Source organism: Tenacibaculum sp. 190524A02b (genome assembly GCF_964036645.1).
GTDB classification, from domain to species: domain Bacteria; phylum Bacteroidota; class Bacteroidia; order Flavobacteriales; family Flavobacteriaceae; genus Polaribacter; species Polaribacter vairaonense.
Window position 1 is genome coordinate 4,855,966 of sequence record NZ_OZ038525.1, and the last position, 22,742, is coordinate 4,878,707.

Annotated in this window: 18 protein-coding genes and 1 riboswitch; of the genes, 1 reads left to right on the forward strand and 17 read right to left on the reverse strand. The window is 32.3% G+C overall.

The window, feature by feature from the left end; all coding sequences use genetic code 11:
• Window positions 1-25 precede the first annotated feature (25 nt).
• The 6 genes from ABNT65_RS19980 to ABNT65_RS20005 all read right to left on the reverse strand — a co-directional run bounded on the left by ABNT65_RS19980 (window position 26) and on the right by ABNT65_RS20005 (window position 4,189).
• Complete coding sequence (locus ABNT65_RS19980) at window positions 26-388, reverse strand: hypothetical protein (RefSeq protein ID WP_348746699.1); 363 nt, start codon at window positions 386-388, stop codon at window positions 26-28.
• A 167-nt stretch (window positions 389-555) separates the two neighbouring features.
• Window positions 556-1,032 carry a hypothetical protein gene (locus ABNT65_RS19985; RefSeq protein WP_348746700.1) on the reverse strand — a complete coding sequence of 159 codons (477 nt, stop codon included), beginning with the start codon at window positions 1,030-1,032 and terminating at the stop codon, window positions 556-558.
• Window positions 1,033-1,177: 145 nt separating this feature from the next.
• On the reverse strand, window positions 1,178-1,675 hold the full coding sequence (locus tag ABNT65_RS19990; protein WP_348746701.1) for a GNAT family protein: 498 nt from the start codon (window positions 1,673-1,675) through the stop codon (window positions 1,178-1,180).
• A 141-nt stretch (window positions 1,676-1,816) separates the two neighbouring features.
• Window positions 1,817-2,254: a hypothetical protein gene (locus ABNT65_RS19995; protein WP_348746702.1), complete on the reverse strand. Its 438-nt coding sequence runs from the start codon at window positions 2,252-2,254 to the stop codon at window positions 1,817-1,819.
• Between the two features lie 63 nt (window positions 2,255-2,317).
• A complete protein-coding gene (locus tag ABNT65_RS20000; protein WP_348746703.1) occupies window positions 2,318-2,665 on the reverse strand; it encodes a hypothetical protein in 348 nt (115 codons plus the stop codon).
• Between the two features lie 564 nt (window positions 2,666-3,229).
• Window positions 3,230-4,189 carry a hypothetical protein gene (locus ABNT65_RS20005; RefSeq protein WP_348746704.1) on the reverse strand — a complete coding sequence of 320 codons (960 nt, stop codon included), beginning with the start codon at window positions 4,187-4,189 and terminating at the stop codon, window positions 3,230-3,232.
• 1,244 nt (window positions 4,190-5,433) lie between these two features.
• On the opposite strand from ABNT65_RS20005, the gene ABNT65_RS20010 reads away from it, so the two are divergent.
• Window positions 5,434-6,186, forward strand: a complete 753-nt coding sequence (locus tag ABNT65_RS20010) for a DUF6261 family protein (protein ID WP_348746705.1) — start codon at window positions 5,434-5,436, stop codon at window positions 6,184-6,186.
• 373 nt (window positions 6,187-6,559) lie between these two features.
• Here ABNT65_RS20010 and ABNT65_RS20015 read toward each other — a convergent pair whose 3' ends face one another.
• The 11 genes from ABNT65_RS20015 to ABNT65_RS20065 all read right to left on the reverse strand — a co-directional run bounded on the left by ABNT65_RS20015 (window position 6,560) and on the right by ABNT65_RS20065 (window position 22,742).
• Entirely contained in the window at window positions 6,560-7,498 is a 939-nt protein-coding gene (locus ABNT65_RS20015; RefSeq protein ID WP_348746706.1) for a sirohydrochlorin chelatase, read from the reverse strand.
• Window positions 7,499-7,509: 11 nt separating this feature from the next.
• The gene (gene cobA / locus ABNT65_RS20020) at window positions 7,510-8,232 is read right to left on the reverse strand and encodes a uroporphyrinogen-III C-methyltransferase (RefSeq protein WP_348737387.1); all 723 of its coding nucleotides are present in this window, start codon (window positions 8,230-8,232) and stop codon (window positions 7,510-7,512) included.
• Window positions 8,233-9,051, reverse strand: coding sequence for an SDR family oxidoreductase (locus ABNT65_RS20025; RefSeq protein ID WP_348737388.1), 819 nt, complete (start codon window positions 9,049-9,051; stop codon window positions 8,233-8,235). It lies immediately after the preceding gene.
• The gene (locus tag ABNT65_RS20030; RefSeq protein WP_348737389.1) at window positions 9,041-9,880 is read right to left on the reverse strand and encodes a (2Fe-2S) ferredoxin domain-containing protein; all 840 of its coding nucleotides are present in this window, start codon (window positions 9,878-9,880) and stop codon (window positions 9,041-9,043) included. The genes ABNT65_RS20025 and ABNT65_RS20030 overlap by 11 nt, the downstream gene beginning before the upstream one ends.
• 3 nt (window positions 9,881-9,883) lie before the next feature.
• Window positions 9,884-11,398, reverse strand: a complete 1,515-nt coding sequence (locus ABNT65_RS20035) for a PepSY domain-containing protein (RefSeq protein ID WP_348737390.1) — start codon at window positions 11,396-11,398, stop codon at window positions 9,884-9,886.
• Window positions 11,399-11,551: 153 nt separating this feature from the next.
• Window positions 11,552-13,891, reverse strand: a complete 2,340-nt coding sequence (locus ABNT65_RS20040) for a TonB-dependent receptor (protein ID WP_348737391.1) — start codon at window positions 13,889-13,891, stop codon at window positions 11,552-11,554.
• Between the two features lie 87 nt (window positions 13,892-13,978).
• Window positions 13,979-14,163: riboswitch (cobalamin riboswitch) on the reverse strand.
• Between the two features lie 51 nt (window positions 14,164-14,214).
• On the reverse strand, window positions 14,215-14,739 hold the full coding sequence (locus ABNT65_RS20045; protein ID WP_348737392.1) for an AAA family ATPase: 525 nt from the start codon (window positions 14,737-14,739) through the stop codon (window positions 14,215-14,217).
• A complete protein-coding gene (gene cbiB, locus ABNT65_RS20050; protein WP_348737393.1) occupies window positions 14,739-15,671 on the reverse strand; it encodes an adenosylcobinamide-phosphate synthase CbiB in 933 nt (310 codons plus the stop codon). Before cbiB ends, ABNT65_RS20045 begins: the two co-directional genes overlap by 1 nt.
• On the reverse strand, window positions 15,662-16,681 hold the full coding sequence (locus ABNT65_RS20055; protein WP_348737394.1) for a histidinol-phosphate transaminase: 1,020 nt from the start codon (window positions 16,679-16,681) through the stop codon (window positions 15,662-15,664). The genes cbiB and ABNT65_RS20055 overlap by 10 nt, the downstream gene beginning before the upstream one ends.
• Window positions 16,682-16,694: 13 nt before the next feature.
• Window positions 16,695-18,161, reverse strand: coding sequence for a cobyric acid synthase (locus tag ABNT65_RS20060; RefSeq protein ID WP_348737395.1), 1,467 nt, complete (start codon window positions 18,159-18,161; stop codon window positions 16,695-16,697).
• A gap of 1,314 nt (window positions 18,162-19,475) precedes the next feature.
• The gene (locus ABNT65_RS20065; RefSeq protein ID WP_348738385.1) at window positions 19,476-22,742 is read right to left on the reverse strand and encodes a hypothetical protein; all 3,267 of its coding nucleotides are present in this window, start codon (window positions 22,740-22,742) and stop codon (window positions 19,476-19,478) included.

Genomic DNA, 22,742 nt, shown 5'->3' on the forward strand with positions numbered 1-22,742 from the left:
TTGTTTATAATAAAATGCTTCTGAATTAGTTTCTTTCAATCAAAATTTCAACCTGTTTAAAATCAATTTTTTTTCCAAACAAATATCCAAAAATGAAACCTTGTTTTTTTAAGATTAAACTTTCTTGTCCATCAAATTCTATTTTATATTTACCTCTCTTATTAATTTCAAAAGAAAATATTTTCTTTGTTCTGCTTTTCTTGAAATATGAATGTATTTTGAGAGTAACTTCTTTAGGTTTTATGACTTCGTTGTCCGTTGTTTTATTCAGTTTAAGATGGAACTTTCCTAAATATACATACCAACCTCCAACTACATATATATCATATATTCCCATAGATAAATTTACAATAGTGTCTTTTGTATTGATGTTTATAGGTGCTATCAAAATACTTTATTTTTTAGATGAAATATAGTGGTTAAGAATTTTGTTTAAAACACTCATAACTTTTAGTAAGTTGATAGCTAGTTTGCTTTTTGTGTAATCGGGTTTAAGGATCATTTTCGAGCTAACACTTGTGGTTTTTATATATCCGTGCCATCTGGATACTGTTGTCACATGTTACTTAATTCAGAGTAGATATCATTTAGGTTAATTTCTCGTTTTTCATGCCCAGCAGTAGAAATTTTAATTTTTGAATATTGATCTGATATCCAGAAGTAATTTTCAAACGAAAACCAAGAAATGGGTACATGCTTAATTTCAGAAATTTTAATTTCCTTTAAATTCATTACGGTTTTAGTCTTTTTCGTTGATGGTCTTATGTGGTTTATAATTATTTTTTCATTCTCATAATCTATAGAAATTTTCTCTAAGTGGTTTCTGTAATTATGTATTAAAGTTCGGAATAATTTTAATAATACAAAGACTAAAATAAAAATCAATATCCAATTAATATTTGGTTTTGTCCAAGTTACAATAGATATAAATGAAATAAATATTAAAGCTGAAACAGGGGCGTTAATGAATAGGTCTTTCATCAATCTATTCATACCAATTTTAGTTATAGAATTTTCAAATAGTGTTTTCATAGAAATTACGTACAAATTTGTTTTTACTTTTTTGTGTAGTTGGATTACGCTTTGTTAAATCCGAGCGATCAGGTTTTTCTCGTATGAATTATAACGTCCAGATGTAAACCCCATTTTAAAGGGGTATTTTGTTAAGAACCTTGTTTTATTCTTTTAGTTTTACCCAAATATAATCATCAATTATCTTTCCTTTTTTAATGGCAGCTTTCTTTCTTATACTTTCAAGGTAAAAACCATTTTTTTCCAAAACTTTCATTGAAGATTTATTATAATCAAAAACTCCTGCAACTATTCTAACAATATTAAATGTATTGAAGGCATAAGTAGTCATTCTATCAACAGCTTTTGAAGCTATTCCTTGTCCCCAAAATTCTTTACCTACAAAATACCCTATTTCAGCGTTTAACCTGAAAACATCCTCTTTAATAGAAATTCCAATTTCTCCAGCTAATTTCCCATTCCAGAATATGAAGAAGCGCTCAGAAGGGCTTTTTCCTATTTCTTTATTTATAAGTTCTAAAGCATCCTTCTCGGTAAAAGGGTTTGGAGTTCTGTCATATCCATTATCAAGAATTTCAGGTATATTCCTTATTCTTGCATATTCAGCAGCCAAATCAATATTAAAAGGTTTAAGTTCTATCATAGTTCATCAATTTGTATAATTTCTATTGTAGCTAACGGCTTTTGTATGTTGCGTTATGCTTGTCTGCCAAAGGAAACATGTGCAATACATACTTTGTTGACGTTAGGTATTTTTCCATTTTTTAATAGTATTCTCAATGTTTTATTCTGTTGTTCGTTGTATTCTGATTAATGTTCGGACTCCATGAATCATAATCATTGACGCTTTTCCAGTTTCAATAAAATATTTGAGTTCATCTCCGTTTTGAAGCTCTACAGTTCCGAATGTCAGTACATTGTCTATATATCCTTTAAAATCTCCATACCCTTTATTTTTTGCATTCACCAGATTCCCAATCATTTCATTTCCATTCTCATTTGTAATTAGTTTTTGACTGGTTAGAATACTATAATTTTCGGAATCGATTACAGTAGAACATATAATGAGTTCTTTTTCAGATAAACGAATATCTATTTCTGAGTATGGAAAGTCAGAATTCAATTCATAAAATTTTGTCCATTTAAAATCATAGGGTTTTATGGTGCTTCGTTTTATTGAAGCAATTGAAATATTATGTTTTGATTTATCCGTTTTATTCATTCAAATTAACATTTTGGCTGAGTTGCTTTTTAATACAGTTTAGTTGGTGTTGCCTACAGCATTTTACTCAACATTCTTTAAAGGAATATTAAATTCAAGTTTTTCTTTTTCTCCAATACTGATTTTAACAGACAAACTATCAGATTCGGTATAATTATTAGGGGCAGTTATTTCCGTTTTCAATATTCCGCTAGAATTTCCAATAATTCGAATTCCTGCTCCATAAATTGTGACATCGTTTGGTTCAATATTAGTTATTAAGAATTCCGTTTCAGTTGGTTTGTCATAAATTAAATAATCTTTCCCATTTGAGATTTTCATTTCTATTTTTTGATTCCCATTTTGGTAAATAAAGCTGTTTGATGGATGGATAAAATTGTCAAATTTTTCAAAAGATAATTCTTTAGTCATTTCCATAAGTTCAGAATTCAATTTTTCCAATCTATAGATATAAATTCCTGCAAGAGCAATTAATATTATCGAGAATGTTTTTTTCATATTGTGGGAAACATTATAGGATTAAATCATATAAGCCAGAGGCGCATTTTGCTTTAATCCGTAGTTGAATTATGCGGTATCGTTTTATCTTTGGTTTATTATGGTGATTAAATCCCTTTTTCTGTTGACCAAATTTAAATTATTTTATTAAAAGAAGACCAATTTTTGTGTTTTGTTCTGATTTATATAGCTTTTATAAAAAGCAGGAAGTCTTTATACTGTTCTTTGTCTTTTTATAAACTCGGATAACATTATGTTAAATCTGAGTGAGCATGTTTCTCACGCATTGACGCTACTAGTAAATACTAGCAGTAGCACTTAATATATTCTAGGAGTATCGGGGACCGAATTTTTATATTTTGTTTTTAACTTTTCAATCTTAAAAGCCAAATTAAAAATTTGGCAGTCTTCGCAAATAAGCACTAACCTTTCGGAAAGCCTTTATTAGCTATGTTTTATACACATTGTAGCACGTATTTATTCCAATTCTGTTACTAAAGCGTTTGACGATACTGAAGAACTTAAAGAATAATGCACATAATTTTCAGAAATTGATTTATTATCTCCGAATCCTTTTTCAGTAAGTATTTGATTCAATTCATCAAGGTTTTCAATGTTATGACTTATTACTTCTGTTATTAATCTCGATACAACATTCCTTAAATATGGCAGATATTCATAAATTTTTTCTCCTTTATATTTTCCAGAATGCACAATTTTCGACCTTAACGTATAAATTTTACCAATATTTTTAAAAATGTTTTTTGCAAACTCAACTTCAGATGTTAGCAATATTGATGTATTCCTCCTTATTCTGTAATTCAATTCGGTATTTCCACTAACAATGCTTTCCAATGCTATACACAAATTAAGGTATTCCATTGTTTTGAAATTTTGAAAAAAACTGCTTGTGTAAGAATAGAATGCAGATTGAGCATATTTTATTTTCGGGAGTCTTTCTACCAAAATTGGTATGAACAAATTTATATTCTCTAATTCTCTATCGTGATAAACTAAATAATTGTCATACATATTGTAAATTCCAGTAGAGCGAAAAGGAAATGAAGTATGACTTTGAAGGTTTATCTTGTTTTGATTTAGTTCAAAGTGAAATAAATAGTGAAGCGTTATGTCCGATGGGAAAATTAAAAGCAAAATGTTTTGAACAAAATAAATGTCATTTTCCGATACTTTTTTTGTAAAATCAATTGGAAGTAAAATTTGCAGTCTGTCAGAATCTCCATTCTCTTTAAGAATACCTTTGAAAAGATGTTCAATCCTTGGTGCTCGAACTTCCACCTCTTCGATTTTCTTTTTTACTTCATCATTCTTTAAGTTAAAGAATTGAAGATTTAGGCTTGAAAAATCCAATTTATCAAGGTCTACCCAACTGCCAGAAAATATGGCAAAATGTGTTCTTTCAGTTTCTTTGGTCATATGTGCTGCAACGTTGTGGACAGGAGCTGTGGTTTACAGCCCATGCCTCTAAACAAACTAGTTTGTTGGCAAGAGGTATGAGGTTGTAAACCATTGCCTTTTGCCTGTTGTTATCGGTTGTCTTAGATGAGCTTTCACTCAGTAAAGACCTGATAATTTTGGGTATCTAAAGCCTCTTCGTTGTAACTCTAGAAAGTAAACAATGTGGTTAAGAAGCCGATACAGCTCCTGCTCACAACGTTAATCTGTAAGCGAGCGAAGCGAAGATTACAGATTAACGTAGGGATAAACACAATGTGTTCATTCCCATTATACCAACAAATCTACTAGATTTTCTACTAATTAAAAAGTATAGAAAGCTCAAATATCAATTTTTGTTGCTAAGCTATTTAGCTTGATATTGTTGAGGGACTAATGTATTTTTAAGAATATTGACACACTTTAATGAATAGTCTTAATACTATTGGTTTGGAAAGCTTCTCGCACTAGTGTATGGCGTTTCCTCAACAGAACAAAAGCTTGTTGCACTAGTGTATAGCGTTTTCTCAACAGAACAAAAGCTTCTCGCACTAGTGTATGGCGTTTCCTCAACAGAACAAAAGCTTCTCGCACTAGTGTACAGTGTTCCTCAACACAACAAAAGCTTCTCGCACTAGTGTATAGTGTTTTTTCAACAGAACAAAAGCCTCTTGCACTAGTGCATGGCGTTTTCTCAACAGAACAAAACCGTCTCGCACTAGTGTATAGCGTTCCTCAACAGAACAAAAGCTTGTCGCACTAGTGTATGGCGTTTCCTCAACAGAACAAAAGCTTGTCGCACCAGTGTATAGCGTTCCTCAACAGAACAAAACCGTCTCGCACTAGTGTACAGTGTTCCTCAAGACAACAAAAGCTTGTCGCACTAGTGTATAGCGTTTCCTCAACAGAACAAAAGCTTGTCGCACCAGTGTACAGCGTTCCTCAACGCAACAAAACCGTCTCGCACTAGTGTATGGCGTTTCTTCAACACAACAAAACCGTCTCGCACTAGTGTATAGCACTTCTCAATACAACAAAACCGTGTTGTAGAAGTGTATTGCTATAGTATAATTAGTAGTTGTAACGTAAAAATTAAAATAAAATTAACATTATAGGTGTTTACAATCAGTGAATTACTGATTATCTTGCCCCTGCTATGAAAGTACATTCCGGATAACTTTTTCAGCAAAAAAATTGAATTACTAACATTTTAAAAATTGTATGATATGAACAATAGTCCATATTTAAACCGTTACCGTAACGGAGAGTACTTACAGTACATGAAAGATATTTTAAAGCTTTTAGATTTACAGGATTTAGAAACTTTAAAACTAACCAATCCTACTAATACATTAAGGGAGGCAGTAGTTGCTATAAACGATGTGTTTCAGCAAGAAAAAGGAAGTGATATTACCAAAGAAATTAAGGCTTTTGATGACCGAAGAGACAAGGCAATTACGGGGTTAAAAACCACCGTTAACGGATTGTCTTATCACTTTGATTCAGTAACAGCAAATGCAGCACAAGCCATTGTGAAAAACATAGAATTGTATGGGAGTAATATTGCCCGTAGAAGTTACCAAGAAGAAACGATTATACTAAGTAGTATTGTAGAAGATTTAGAAACAAAAGCAGAATTAATAGCAGCAGTGACAACTTTAGAATTAGCAAGTTGGGTAGAAGAACTAAAAATAGCTAATGAAGATTGTGCTAATAAGTATATAGAGCGTGTAGGAGAAGCTGCGGCAAATCCATCCGCTAATAATCCTGAATTAAAATTTGATGCTACTCTAGCGTATCGTTCATTATTAAAACATATTGTAGCGCATGAAACGTTGACAGATGTAGTAACTTATACATCTTTATTAAATGAAATTGATGTATTGGCAAAACAATACAATCAGGTAGTAGATAATAGAACTAAGAACAACACTTCTGATGGTGGTGAACCCACACCTGATGACGATTCTGAAGAATAAAAAATAGTGATAACTTTTGATGTACTATACAAGAAGCCTTTTCAATATTGGAAAGGCTTTTATGATTGGTATACCGTTTATAAATTATTACAATTTTGTACGCAATGTCAGTTCGAGTGTTTTTATGAAGTGAAAACGGAATAAAAATGTATCGAGAACGATTTAATTACTTCTTGATAGTTCTACAGAATAAAGTTGAAGTACAAAATTATTTTCTATTGTATTTCAAATAATTTCATTCGAAGTGAGAATACTATTCAGACAAAAAAACTTTTACTGGACTAAAAGATTACTTCTTCACTTCACTAAGTTTCGTTCATCGTAATGACAGTAGCGAACAAAATTCTACAGTTGGGTATTGTATGGTAGGTAACTATATCCCTAAAATCTTTTTAATCGTATTTCCAATACCCCCTTTTTTATCACCAGGCTTTTCGTCTTCTTCAAACAAAATTCCTTTTACGTTTAAATGATGCCCTATTTGTTCTTGCCCTAAATACTCTTCAAAACCAACCACTTGTTTTCGGTATTTGCATAGCTGACAATTCATATTAGCAACACCATTTTTAGCTTCTTCCAAACGCTCATCAAAAGCTTTTAAAATCAGTTCATCTGCCCCAAAAGGATCGGTATATACATACTCCAGTTCAGAATTTTGATCCATGATGGTTACGGCATCGTAAATACGCTCTAAAAGCACGCCTGTAAAAAAGAAAAACGGAATTACAATGGTTCTTTTAAAGCCCAACTTATCAACCATAGCCAAACTTTCCTTAATGTTAGGATAAGCAGTTCCGCTATAACCAACGGTAGCAAAACCAAAGCCTAAACCTTCCCATAGCATATTGGTTAATTTGGCAACATCACTATTGGCATCCGGATCTGTAGTACCTCTTCCTACTACCACCAAGCAAGTTTCTTTACGGTCAATAGGTGTTAGTTTTTGCTCAGTTTCTTGAATGCGTTTTACAGATAAGTCTAAAAGAAAAGAACTTACCCCAATATGTTTAGCCATGGAAATGGTTAAATCATCATGATACGTTTGTAGGGTGTTTAACTCAAAAGGAATGTCGTTTTTAGCATGTGAACCCGCAAATAAAATAACAGGAAGCGCGTAAATTTTACGAACTCCGTTTAAATACATACGTTCCACGGCTGCTTCATAAGTTGGGTGATTGAATTCTAAAAAACCATAATCTACCTCATAAGCATCTTGATAGCGCTCTTTTAAAATACGGACTAATTTTTTAAACGATGCTACGGCAGCTTCTCTTCTTGAACCATGACCGCATAATAAAATTCCTTCTTTCATACTCTCTTACTTTAATGTATAGGGGTTGCGCCAATAATAAATACTACAGGCATTTCAATAGTACTTGCTGTTATTTTTGGAATGATATTTCCTAATGTACCGGTAATAATTGCTTGATTTTCTCTTGATACATTAGAAATGGCATTCACCGGAATATTTTCGTCTTTACATACTTCTAATAACTTAGGAATAATTCTATGTAAGCTTTTAAATCCCATATAAATAGAAATGGTATTACCGGCTTTTAGCATGTGTGCAATGCCATTTAATTGCTCAAAAGAATAATCGGCAGTATGTGCCGTGCAAATAAGCATGGCGTTAGAGTGGTTACGTTCTGTAATGGGAATGTTTACAATGTTTGCTGCAGCAATGGCCGCTGTAATACCCGGAACTACTTCAAACGGTACTTTATGTTGGGTTAAATACCTAGCTTCTTCAGCAGCACGCCCATAAATATAGGGGTCGCCAGATTTTAAACGGACTACTTTTTTCCCTTCTTGTTGGTGTTGATGTAATAATTTATTGATACGATCTTGCCGACTAACTTGATTGGTTTGATCTCCAAATTTTCTGCCTACATATAACTTTTCTCCTTGTGTGTTTAAGGCTAAAACTTCGGCAGAAACTAAATTATCATGCAAAATAATATCCGCTTCAGTAATAAGCTTGTATGCTTTTACGGTAAGTAACTCAGGATCTCCAGGACCTGCACCTATAATGGTTATTTTATGCATTTATTGAACAAGCGTTAATGGATCAGGATACTTGTAGGTATAATTTAACAAGTCTTTACTTTTGGTATTGGCTATTTTTTTAAACTGAATAGCTTTTGAGGCTTTAAATTGAGGAGGCACTAATCCTGCTTTCTTTGCCGCCTGTGTATAAAATGTTTCTCTAAGTGGATGTTCATCAGCACAACCGTTAATAATTTCACCCCAAGCATTTTGAGAAATTATGGCATTGATAAGTCCTATACAATCATCTTGATGAATGACATTAATAGGTGCTTTGCCATTGGCTACTTCTTTCTTATTGGCTAAAAATCGTCCAGGAACTCTATCGTATCCAATCAATCCAGCCAAACGAAGGATAGAAACATTGTTTTTTAAATGTGCTTTTAAAATATTTTCAACGGCTAAAACTGCCCATCCTGATTCTTTTTCAGGTTTGTTTTCTAAAGTTTCCGTGACCCAATCATTGGTGTTTTGATATACTGAGGTAGAACTAACAAATAGCACCTTTTGAGTAGGTTTTATAAACGGTAAAATATGTTGAATTTGTTCTTGATATATGGTAGTAATATCAGGAATTCTTTTAGGCGGAAAGTTGATAACAATAACAGCGCTATCCGCTAAAAATTCTGTATAAATATCTTTATCAATATCCTTTCCTAAGGTAAAAACATATGGGGTAATACCAGCTTCTTTTAAAATTTCTTTTTTTTCTTGAGAAGTGGTAGATCCTTTTACGGTATAGTTTTGTGCTATAAAATGTTTGGCTAATGGCAAGCCTAGCCATCCGCATCCTAGTATACTTATTTGTTTATTGTTCAAGAAGCGTTGCTATTTTAGGTTTATTACTGTCCATGTTTAAATAAATACTTAGCAGGTAATTCCAAGCATCCTTATTGTGTATAGGAATGTGAAAAGACACTAAGTGTTTTCCTTTCCTATTTTTAAAATTAATTTCACAAATATAATTAGTATTGTGCTTATCCCAAAGTACTTCTACCACGCCAACTTTTCGGTCTTTAATTTCTTGTGAAACATCATTTTCCATAGCTTTGGTAATTGGGCCAATGGCTAAGGTAAAATTGGTTTCTGAACCTGTTACAGCAATATCAAAAGTATCTGTATAATCTACTTGATGCTTTGTGAGTATTATCAGTTCGTCTTTAGCAGGGAATGTAAGTTTTAAACCATTTGGATTTTCAAATAGTTTTTTAAACAATGGATATATATTTTGATCAGAAGCTGGGGCTCTAGCTACTAAAATTGAAGCGTGGTTTGGGGTTGTTTTTTCTTTAAAAACAATAGGTTTGGGCGTTCTTTCATTATCAGACGTAATATAATTATTTCCGCCTTTATACAATAAGTATTCTTCTATAGGCTCTACTGTATGGATATGTGCGTTTACAATTTCAACCGCTTTTTCTGGTGTTACATTCTTGTACCAACAATTACCAGGTTGTACAATCCATGTTGGTGCGTCTTCACATCGTCCATTACATCGGGTTCTTATAGTGTGTGTAGTATCCCAAAGTCCTTCGTTTCGTAAATGTGCTCTTGCTTCACGTACCGCCATTTCACTTTTTGCTTTTTGGCAAGAACCACCATCGCAAAATAAAAAGGTAGTTGCAGCTTTTGCTATATTTTTTCCCATATGTTATAACGCTTTAGTTGTTAGTTTCTTCTTCTTTTGATGTTTTTTCTTTTTCCATTTTCTTTTTATAAATCGATAGCCTAATACAGTTCCTGTAAAACTAAGAATAGTACCACCTATTAACAAAATAAAAAGTACAATATCCCAAAGAGGTCTGTTCCAGGCTAAAAAGGAAAAGTCTAAACTATGCAGACCATGATATATCCAACGTTGAATTCTATTTTTAGTAGCACACTTATATAGCACCTTGGTTGTTTTAGGATTTATATAATAACTTGTTTTGTTAGCGGTATTTACTTTTATAACAGGTAATTCTTTGCTATTGTGTCTGCTATAATAATAGTTGTCATATGTATTCAATAACATTGTACCTGTAATAGGATTCTCAATGTTAAAAGATTGAATGGTTGTAGCATAATCTTCCGTATTAGGAAGCTTTTTAGGTACTGTTAAATTATATAATTGAGAATTATTAGCGTTATATACTACCGCAAATACCTGATTATTAAATAAGGTAAAGTTACCTTCTTGTATGAAGGTGTGTTTTGTTTGATTTAGAAAATGATTCCATACTTCTGAGGAAATATCCGATAATTGAAAACTTCCTTGTTGCCATTGCTGTAGTTCGTTTTTATTTAAACTAGTGCTTGGTGTCCAACTAAATGGTGTCATGCTCATCCATCCACTAAAAATCCAAGTACATACAAAGGTCCCAAAAAACAATCCGAAGTAATAATGGTAATTGTACCATTTGTTTTTAAAGCGTTTGAATTTAGCGTTTGGCTTTTTTTGATATCGAACAATTCCTGTAACAATACCGGTAATAACCATCACAAAACCAAGACTAGACAACCAAACAATTAATTGAAACCATAGGGTATTATGAATTCGAATGTCTTTAAAATAAATCCAATGCGGTATAGCGCCTAACCAAGACCAAAACCTTTCAGAAATAGTATTGGTGGCTAAAACTTCTCCTGTAACTGAAGATATATAGGTATAGGTTTTGTCTGAGTTATCAAAAGTAATTTTATAAATAGGCATGTGTTTTAGAAAACGCGTTCTAGGAATCCACTGATCTAATTCTGTAATAGTAGTTACTTGTGCTGTGGCATTACTTTTTACGTTTTCTTTGGCTATAGCCAAGGCTTTTACCTTAGACATTGTTATAGGGGTTCCTGTATCTGCATATTTAGAAACCAATTTACCTGAAGTAGTTACTAAATGTAAAACAGGTTTTTGTAGCTGAAAGTTTAATGTAAGACTGTAAATAGCATCTGTGGTATTGTTTTTAAATACCTCTTTAGGAGTAAGAACACTGTCTATTTCTTGTGAAGGGAGCATGGCTCTTTGTTGATTTTTACTTAGAAAAGGAAAGGTATGATACATCATAACAAAACCAGATAAAAACCAAATAAGAAAGAGAGCACTAAAAAAAGTACCTAACCAATGGTGCAAAGAAATTATTTTTTTTATCATAAAAAAGAAGATGGCTAAGAAGTATCCTATAAGGTTCATTACGAATGGAATTTACGAAGTGAAGTAATCTTTTTGTCTATACACAGATTGCTTCTTTACACTACGTTTCAATCGCAAGGACGAAAAGAATGTCAATGATTGTATTTATCAATACTATTCGCTGATTGCTTACTCCTTAGCACTATCAATGTTTTAAAATGTATAGGTGATGTTTATTTTATAATTTCTTCCTTGCCCTACAAAAAACTGACGATCGTAAATAGCATCTGTAAAATACAATTCATTAGTAATGTTGTTCAAGTTAAAACCAATCCTTACTTTTTTTGCTTGGTAGTATAGGGTTCCATCTAAAGTAGTATAGGCAGGTAGTTCAAATGTATTGCTTGAGTTTGTGTAGTTACTACCTACGTAGTTTCCTCCAAATCCAATACCTATACCTTTTAATTTAGGCATTTGAAAATTGTAATTAATCCAAAAGTTTGCCGTGTTTTTAGGAGCAAAACGTAATTGATTTCCAGGAGTTATAGTTTGTAGCGTTTCATTATATGATCTTATTTTAGCATCAACATATGCATATCCTGTTTTTAAATACAAGCCTTTTACTGGTTGCGATTCAATGTCTATTTCAAAGCCTCTGGAGTCAGCTTCTCCTATTTGTTGAAAATTATTTACATTGGTTCTTTCTACAATGTTGTTTTTTAATAAGTAATAAGTAGAAAGTGTAGCGGCAAATGCATGATTTTTTTGAAATTTTAAACCTCCTTCAATTTGATATCCTTTTTCTGGATCGAAAATAGTGCCATCTGGCGCAATTCTTCTAGAAGGTTTAAAGTAATTAGAATAAGAACCAAAAAAGCTAAGTGTATTTTTAATAGGTTGATACACCAATCCAGCTCTGTAAGTAAAAGCATTAGAAGGAATGTCTGTTCTATTACCATTAGCGGTTACATTTCTGTTAGGGTCTATAGCGTCTCTATAATAGGTGCCTTCAAAAATGTCGTATCGTAATCCTATTAAAGCTTTAAAGCTATCTGAAAACTTTAACCAATCTTGTACATAAAACCCGCTAACTATTTCATCGGTTACATCTACTCTTTTATCAACAGCCTCTATATGCCCTTGATTTAAAATAGGATTTTGAACGGCAATGGTGGTAAAAGTACCAGGTCCTTGCACACTTCCTCTAAAAGTTTTACGATCTAAATAACTCAATGAATTTCCAACAAGAATTTTATGTTGTATACTTCCTATGTGGGTTGTATAACTAATGTCTAATTGATTTTGCAACGTTTTTGTTTGGTGGTTAAAGTAGAAAGGAAAGTCTCTTTTAAGCGAATCTTTAGCACTGTTAAATACTAGAAATTCTGTAGATAAGTAATCAATATCATCATCTGAATAAGAAAGGTGATTGGTCAATTTAAAATTAGCGTTGAACTTGTGTGTGTATTTTAATTGAAAATCAAATCGTTTATGTTTTAAATAATCTTGAGGATCGTTATACCTTGTTTCAGGGTTCATACCCGCTACTAAAGTTCCATCATCATCTACAGGAATTCCTGTATCTGTATCATATGTGTCATTGTTTACTTGCGCGTAAAACTCAAAAGTGTCTTTATCAGTAGGTGTATATTCAAAAGTAACCGCACCATTATTGGTGGCTACTCCATAATCTCTCCATCCATTGGTACGTGTTATACCAAAATCGGTTCTGTATCTTAACTTGTCTGAGATAGCACCGCCAAATCCAGCAGTCATGTTATAGGTATCATAGCTACCATAAGAAATACTAAAACTTCCCTCAGGAGTAGCTGTAGGTTTTTTTCTAACCATATTAATGATTCCTCCTAATGCTGAATGACCATATAGAGTACTTGCAGGACCTTTTAAAATTTCAATTCGTTCTAGGTTGGCTAAGTTTGTTGTGGGCGCACTTGTAGAAATGTTATGTCTTTCATCTCTTACACCGTCTATAAGTAATACAAAGTTATTAAAACCTCGAATTCTAAATGTTTGGAACCCGCCATACCTGTTTATAGGACGTACTCCAGTAGCACTTTTAATGGCATCACCTAAATCAGTAACATTACGAAGTTGTAATATTTTAGCATCTATACTATTGGTTGTAATAGGAGCATCGATGTCTTTAATAGGAAGTTTACCTACATTAAGTACTTGTTGTTTTAAGTTGTTTTGAGTTGAAGTAATAGTTACTTCTTCTAAAGCAATATCTTGTTTTTTCAGGAAAATAATAAGTGATTGTTTTGCTTTTGTAGGAGATACATTTTTTAAAAGTGTTTCATAACCAATTTTAGAAAACCGAAGCGTGTTATTGTTTTTTGGAAGTTGAATAGCATAATTCCCATTAACATCAGTGGTTGTTCCTTTGGATAGGTTGGGAATAATAATTGAAACATCAGGAATTATCTTGCCAGTTTTAGCGTCTTTAACGATTCCTGTAATCATGGTGTTAGATTGTGCATTAACCATTACGGTTAATAACAAAAACACACTGCATAATACTAATTTTTTCATTTAAAAATAAGTGTAAGCAGGTAATGTGTAGAAAATTCTACAGTAGATGTAGTTATAAATTTTCTAACTCTTTACCCGAGAGTTACTAATTAATTTATGACTTGTGGCAGGTCTCCTGACTTGGTTCCAAAATATCGCCTTCCCACTTTTAAAAGCAGTGGCTTTATTGATATTTTGTTTGTAATAAACCTTACAGTTGCGGGAACAGTTTTGGATTTGCACCAAATTCCCTTTTAATTTTTATTGGTATAACCAAAGGGTAGAATCCTTAAGGTAGTTTACCTTTATAAAAAACCAAAAATCAGCAGCAAATGTAACGCTTTTTATTGAATGATTTTGGCAATGCTTTGTACTCTACTTTCAATAGTGTTTTTAGGAAGTAGCACGGTTGTAAAGCCTAATTTTTGATAAGTGCTTATTAATAAGTGATGTATTTTAGTAGCTTCTTCAAAAGATTGTAAGCGTTGTGCATCTTGTACATAAATCTCTTCCCATATGGGTAATACAAATACAGTAGTGTGGTAATGTTTGGTATACTTAAAATCAAGCAATTCTTTAGTAATAGGATGTTTTTTTAAGGCTAAATACGCTATATTGTCTGGCAAGCCTCTATCTACAAAAGCGTAGTTTGCTATAGGTGTATTCAGTTCTTCTATTGTTTTTTGATAGACTAATTGGGTAAAACCTACCACATCTTCCCAAGGGGTTTTAGTACCTTTTCTTTTTTGTTCTTCAAGAATGATTCTTCTAGAGACTTCTTCAAAAGTAAGATGTCCTTCTTTTTGTAAAGCATTGATTAGGGACGTTTTTCCAGTACTTGGAGCTCCTGTTATAATGTATCTTTTCATTAGGTAAGTAATAAAAGGTGCAATATAGCAATGCTAATTACAAATAGTAGGGTAGTGGTATGATTAATCCTTGCTACCGTTTTAAATTCTGAATCTTTTAATTCCCTATTATGGTAACCAATGTATGGCTTTTCTACGAGTTTTCCGTGGTAGTAATTAGGACCGCCAAACCTACAGTTTAAAATAATAGCCAAAGCAGCTTCAGGGTATCCAGCATTGGGACTTGCATGCTTTTTTCCCTCTTTAAAAACAGTGAATAATTTATGTGGTTTACCTGTTACTACCAGCATTAAAATGGCTGTTATTCTTGCAGGAATGTAGTTTAATACATCGTCTAATTTGGCTGCAAATTTTCCAAAGTAAAAATAACGTTCACTTTTATAACCAATCATAGAATCTAACGTATTCACCATTTTATATAACATGGCTCCGGGAATGCCTAGTATGGCATAATAAAATAACGGAGCAATAACGCCATCACTTAAATTCTCTGAGAGGGTTTCAAAAACAGCCGTTTTTATTTGTTGTTCATTAAGTTGAGAAGTGTCTCTTCCTACAATCCATGAAAGTCGTTTCCTTCCTTGCAGGATTCCTTTATCCAGTTCGTCAAATACAGCTTTCCCTTCTTGAATCAAACTTTTATTAGCAATGGCATAGAATAAAAATATACTTTGAACTATTATGTATATAATAGGGTAAGGTTTTAGTAGGAATTGTATAAGATAAAAGGTAAGAAATGTACTTATAGTAAGTATTAAAGTTAATACCATACCTTTTGTAAATAGGGAATTTCCTCTATTTAATTTTCGTTCTCCAAACGCTATTAAATTTCCAAATAAACGAATAGGATGTGGTAACCATCTAGGATCTCCAAATGCTAAATCTAATACATAAGCAATACCTAAAGGAAGTAAAAAGAGTACTAGTTCCATGCATGTAGTGCTTTGATTAGTAAGGCGTTTTTCTCAGGAGTTTGACTTGCAATCCGGATATAATGCTCATCTAATGTTCTGAAATTTGAAGCATTTCGTATCAATAACTGATGAGAGTTTACTAGATATGATTTTAATTCCGAGGCTCTTGGTTGAGACAAACGAACTAAGAAATAACTTGTATGTGTGGGGATTACCTCAAAACCTTTTATGGTGTTAATTTCTTTTTGTAAGGCTATAGCGTCTGAAAAATAAGCGTTAAAATCGGGTAGAACTTTTGTGTAATTTTTAAAGATAAATTCACCAGCTTGTAAGGCAAGACTATTTACATTCCATGGCATTTTGTGTTGTAATAACTGAGTAATGATAGAGGAGGAGCTAAGAATATAGCCTAAACGTAGTCCGGGAACACAAAATAGTTTTGTTAATGATTTTACCAGGATAATGTTTGGGTATTTTGATAACAAATTTACACAAGAGATTGAGTTGCTTGTAAATTCAGTATATGCTTCATCAATAACAAAATAGGTGTTTGGGTACGTTGTTGCTAAAGTAGCAATTTCATCACTCGTATTTTCAAAACCATCTGGATTATTAGGATTGCAAATAAAAGCCAGTTTGGTGGTAAATTTATGTTGCAATACTAATTTTCGATCAATAAACTCTAATTGCAAATCATTTACTTTTCCAGCTTGTTCATATTCAGAAAATGAAGGGGTACAAATAGTAGCACTACTTCCGTGAAAAGTATTGGTGATTAGATAAAAAGCTTCTGTAGCTCCATTTGTAACCAAACAATTTTGGGGCTTAATTTGATGATGTTTGCTAAGTAATTCTATAAAATCTTCACTACTTGGAGCTGGGTAACTTTCTATGGTATCTAATTGTTTTTTTAAATAGTGTTTAAGTTCAGTATTGGCACCTAGGTTGTATACATTAGAGCTAAAGTTTGCTTTAAAATTAACGTTATTAAATTTATGAGTATCGTCTCCGTGTCCGTATTCTATCATGTCTTATAAACAATTACGATTGCATTTGTTGAATTATAGTTTCCATATCCAAATGCGATTCTAAATGAAGAGCAAGTTTGTTGTAATTTTCTTCTTTATATTTTTTATAATCGAAAGTAGCTGTGTTTTGTTCAATAGTAAAATCACTCAAAAGATCATCAATAACAATGCTATTGTCAAAGATTCCATGAATATAAGTTCCCCAACAGTTTTCTTCAACATAACCTTCAGAAACATCATTAATAGTATTTAATTTTTGCTGGTGTTTAAAAGTAGTAACTCCCATATGAATTTCATAGCCAGTACAAAGATTCTGATATTCTTTGAATTTAAAATTACATTGTAACGTTGTTTTTTCTGCAGCCATTATAGTATCAGCAGGAATAATACCCAATCCAGGTATGGTTTGTATAGTATTCTCCACATGATGCGGATCAGAAATAGAGTGTCCCAACATTTGGAATCCGCCACAAATTCCAATAATTTTCTTTTGTTGCTCGTGAGCTTTTAAGATTTCTTGAGCAATACCAACGTTCCTTAAAAACTGTAAATCGGCAATTGTATTTTTACTACCAGGCAGGATGATAATATCAGCGTTTTGTATATCTTCTTTAGCGCGTGTATAAAATAAATGAACTCTCTCGTCTTTTTCTAGTCTATTGAAATCAGTAAAGTTTGAGATAAAAGGAAGTAACACTACAGCAATGTTAATTTTACCTGAAGTAATAGCTTTGTTTTTAGTGTCTAATGCTAAGGAGTCTTCTTCTTCAATATAAATATCTTTAGCAAAAGGAATAACACCTAAAACAGGAACCTTGGTAAGTTCTTCTATCATTTTTTTTCCTTCTTCAAATAAAGAAATGTCACCTCTAAATTTATTAATGATAATCCCTTTAATTAATTTTCTTTCATCTTCGTCTAGTAAAGCAATACTGCCATAAACACTTGCAAAAACACCGCCTCTATCAATATCAGCAACTAAATATACCGAAGCATTGGCGTATTTTGCCATACGCATGTTTACGATGTCTCTGTGTTTTAAATTCAGTTCGCTAATACTACCAGCGCCTTCTAATACAATAGGGCTGTATTGTTTTTGTAGTTTATTAAAAGCTTTTTGTACTTCTTGGAAAAGATGCTGTTTGTTATTTCCTAAAAAATAAGAACGGGCTGTTTGGTCTCCAATAGGTTTTCCATGCAAAATAACTTGCGATTTGTTAGCTCCTGAAGGTTTTAACAAAACAGGATTCATTTCAGTGGTGCATGCAATACCTGCAGCTTCAGCTTGCACAGCTTGAGCTCGTCCAATTTCTAGTCCATCTTTGGTAACAAAACTATTTAAAGACATGTTTTGAGCTTTAAAAGGAGCAGGAGCATATCCTTTTTGTTTTAAAATGCGACAAATACCAGTTACTAACATGCTTTTACCAACATCAGAACCAGTACCTACCAACATTATTGGACGTAATTTTTGAGTCATTTTAAATGATGAAATGAGCCGCTAAGATAACAAAGATTGTTAAAGAGAGGTTTGTTAAGTAGATAATTACAAAAGCTGATTTTAACCTTTTTATTGTCTTTAATTTTTGTATTGTGAATAGCTTCCAAACTAAGATGAGTCACAACGTAAAAAATATGTCATTACGAATAGCGTAATTTATGGAGCTATGAAGTAATCTGTTTTTTAAGAAGCAGACTGCCACAAAACTTCATTATCATTTCGTTTTTCGCAGTGACGTTTTTTAGTATAAATATATTATGAATGCTTATAAATTATCACAAATTGTTACATTGAAATACTGGTACATTGTTACATTAATATTGTGAATACCTACCAAACTGTGATGAGTCATAACGTAAAAAAATGGGTCATTGCGAATAGCGTAGTTTATGGAGCTATGAAGTAATCTGTTTATTAAGAATTAAACTGCCACAAAACTCCATTATCATTTAGTTTTTGCAGTGACGTTAGTTTTTATTATTCATAATTTGTAATTGAAAATTCATAATTAAATATTGTTGTGAATTAGTTTCAAATTGTCACGAGTCACAACAAGTTAATCGTTGCAGATCCAACCAACATGAGTTGTGAATACCTAACAAACTGAGGTAAGTCACAACACAGGAGTAATGAATAACAACAATCGTTATGTTATGAACGTGTTACAAATTGTCACGAGTCACAACTTTATAGCGTATTATATTTTATCAAAATCAGTTGTGAATAGGTTTTAAATTGTCATTAGTCACAACAATCACGTCTAAAACCCTTGTTGGTGTAAAGCTGTGAATACATTCCAAAACGGTATCAGTCATAACTTACAAACAAGATCAACAAACCTACTATGTGTTGTGAATACTTTACAAAATGTTATAAGTCACAACGTTTCAATTAGCAGTGTTTAGTAATTCAGTTAACAATTTTAAACGGTAGTTTTTAATTTTTTGATCTTATAAATAGTGTTGTTTGTTTTTATTATACTTTTTTACGATTAATAGTTTTTCATCTTGTCAGTTCGAGTGATCCCGATGCTAATCGGGATTGTATCGAGAACAATTCCAAAAAACGAAAACTTCTCGATACAAAATTATTTTCCATTGCATTACAAATAATTTCACTTGAAGTGACAATCTTGATTTATTCATAATTAAATATTATTGTGAATACATTCCAAACTGAGATGAGTCACAACATTTATCAATTTGAAAACGATGAAATTATAGTTGTGAATACCTATCAAACTGAGATGAGTCACAACGTAATACTTGTTTTATGTGTTTAACTTATTGATTATTATGTTTTTATTTTTTGTTTAGGATTGAGAAAATAAGTGTTATTATAGCTATGTCGTTGTTTTTTAGGTTGTTTTTTTAATCCTAATAAAGTGTTCGTTAGTTCAGTGTACGATAATTCTGGAGGTAATACATCTGCATGTAAAGCCTTGTTACGTAACTTTTCAATTTTTTTAAAACACTTTCCTAAATTGGTTTCGTATTCTTTAAAAGAAACATATGCCATTTGTGCTAAAGAAGTGTCTTCTTTGTCTGTATATTTCTTTTTGTTTTCTTTTTCAAAAGTTAACAATTGCGATACAAAAGCAATACTTTCTTTCCAATGCAATTGTAAAGCGGTTTTAATGTATTTGTATTCGTACTCATCTCTATCAGGTTGTTCTTTTTTTAAGCGTTTTACTATTGCTTCAATACGGTTTATATTGTAAAAATCATGACTTTTCAATTGCTTTACAGGAAAGGAAACCGTAACGCCTTCAATTGTTTTTTCTATGGTTTTTGCATTACTACGAATACTTTTTACATGATGTTCTTTCCATCCTAAAGGCAGTCGTGCGTCGTTTTGTAATAAACGTCCTTGTAATAAGGTAAGTACCGTATCGGTATATAAATTTTCATAGAGTTGTTTTATCTGTTTGCGTTGTGCTTTTAAATTGTGTAAAACCCTTGTGTTTTGTTCGTTTCTAGCAGCCTTAATTTTAGCGTTTGTTGCTTTAAAATCGGCAAAATAGTATTGGTAGTTTGGTTGTTTTGATAAGTTTTGCCATTGTAGTTTTAAGTTTTCCAAAATGTTTACTGTATCTGGCATCTTTTTAAACTGAAACTTTAGATCTTCTTTTGTTTCAGGAGTAATTAAAAAGAAATCATGTGGTAAATGGATATACCCATGTACAGTATCTTTTTCTTTTCGTAAAAAAGGAGCTAAAATTTCTGCTCTTCTGTTTGGATGTTTGCTCTCCTCATTCTTATTGCTTAGTATATCATTAGACGGATTGGCAATGTGTAGTCGTCTAGCTAAGCCAATTAAGTTTACATATTTTTCATATGTAGGTAACTTCTTTTCTAATTCATCCTTGTATTTATCTATAGCCAATTGTGTGATACGCTTAAAACAAGCATCAAAAGAATGAGCTTCGTCTAAAATGGTTAACACTTTAGCTTGGTAGTTTTCAAAAAAGTCGTTTTCGTGCTTTTTTGGATTTAACTTTGCAGTACACGCCACATTTAACCAATCGGCTATTAACGCTTTATTTTCTTTTTTCCATCGTTGGTCGTCTAGCAAATAACAATATTTTGCAAATTGTTTTTTAGCCGCTACAGAAGTAAACTTCCCTTGTTTTCCTAAAATCCATTCGATGGCTTTATAAATCAACAACATTTTTTCATGTCGAACAGTGGTATTTGTTTTCCCTTTCCATTTTCGTTCTAATATGCTCTTTTTAGCAAGATCTACTTCCGTAGCTTTTTTAGCTTTAATACGGTTGTTGATGCTATTGATTTCTCTTAATAAATCTTCTTGTTCTTTCTTTTTAAAATACCCCGTAGCATAAGCAGCCGTATTATACATGGCGACTATAGCCGCAAAATGTCCTTCGTTTTCTGGATTGATAATACGCTCTAGTTTTTGTTGAATTCGAGTGCGTAATGTTTCCATGGCTTTAGCTTCCGATAAATTTTCGTTTTGCAATTGTAATAAAATCTTAGGCAATAAAGAGCTGTGTTTACAAGTACCATCCGTATTTTGTATACCTTTAAAATGTTTTAGGTAGGAGTTGTTTATAAAAAAATGTTTTTTAGATGGCTTATTTAAGTAGCATAACCATTCCATAAAAGCAGTAGCAAAGTGTTGCAGTGCCGTAATAGTTTCGTCAGTTTTGCTCATCGCTATTAAGGCTCCCCAATGTTTTAAATTCTGATAACCTATGCTGATGTGCATAAATTTATTGGGAGCTACTTCTATACGAATCATAATACGATCCGCTTTTTCATACAGTTCTTGATGTACTTGTACTTCGGTTTTTGTAACCGTTTCGGTATCGTGTTGTAAACGATCTGCCAGTACTTTGGTAATACCTAGCTTCTGCGTATAGGTGGCATTTTGGGTATAGTACATTGCTGGAATTTTCTGAATCTCCTCTTCAGTTTTTTCTGCTTCATTTTCTACAGCATGGGAAACTTTTTTCTGAATCATATCATCGGTATGTACTCGCCATGAAAGACCAGATACATCTTCAGTTAAATAAGCAATAGAAGCAGCTAATAAAGTAGTGGGTTTACGACTAGTTCTACATACAGTTTGTGTTGCTGTAGTTTCTGAAAGTTGATGGTGTAAATACTGAGGAAGCGTACCTAGGTAATTACGGAGTTGTAATAAATGGTATTGTAAGGCATCTACTTCAAAAAGTGAATGTTTTCCCAACCAATATCCAGCACTTTCAGAAGCATCGCGTTGAGCATAGAACGAAGCAATAAACTTACTTTTTTCTAAATCGATAATATCTTCGGAAGAACGAAAAGTACCGTCTTTGCGTTTTTTGAGCTTTCCGTTAGCATCGTATAAATAACTTTCTGGATTAGCGGATTTACCTTGTTGTGTTGGTGGTTTGGAATAGCCACCACGGTTTAGGTATTGTCGCGATTTCATATACAACTCCATTTGCCCTCTGGTTAAAAAGAAGCTTAAAAAGAAATCAATTCCTAAGTTGCTTAATTTTTCAGGTTTTTTTGCATTCCAACAGGTATCGTAATGCAATACATCTATGGCAAAATTAATTTTAGGTTGATAACTTGCTAGGGCAATTTTATAAGTGCGATCTAATACATTTCTGGCGGTGTTAGATGGATAAATAGCGGTTTCTTCGTGCCAATAATGTGAATGATAATCGCGTAAGCGAAGTAACAAGAGTAAAATATGATTTATTTCTTTAATTTCTTCTGGAGTTACAAAACGAATGTTATTTCCTTTCACAGTATTCCAAAAAAATACTTTGAGTTCAGAGTAGGTTCTATCGGTAAGTCCGTTAATTTTATGGTTTAAATCGTTCCAGTCTATCTTTTCTTTTTGTTTTCCAGATTCAGAATGTTTAGGAAAGAAAATATATCGAATTTCAGTAAACTCTTGTGCCTTGTCTTTTCGTTGTATTGTTTTAATAAAATTACTGGTACGGTTATAAGCTAGGTTATAAAATACTGCCAATTCTCCGTTTTTATGAATACTAGGGACTGAGCGTCTTTGGTTAGATTTTAGTCTTCTGTTAGTGTGATTCAT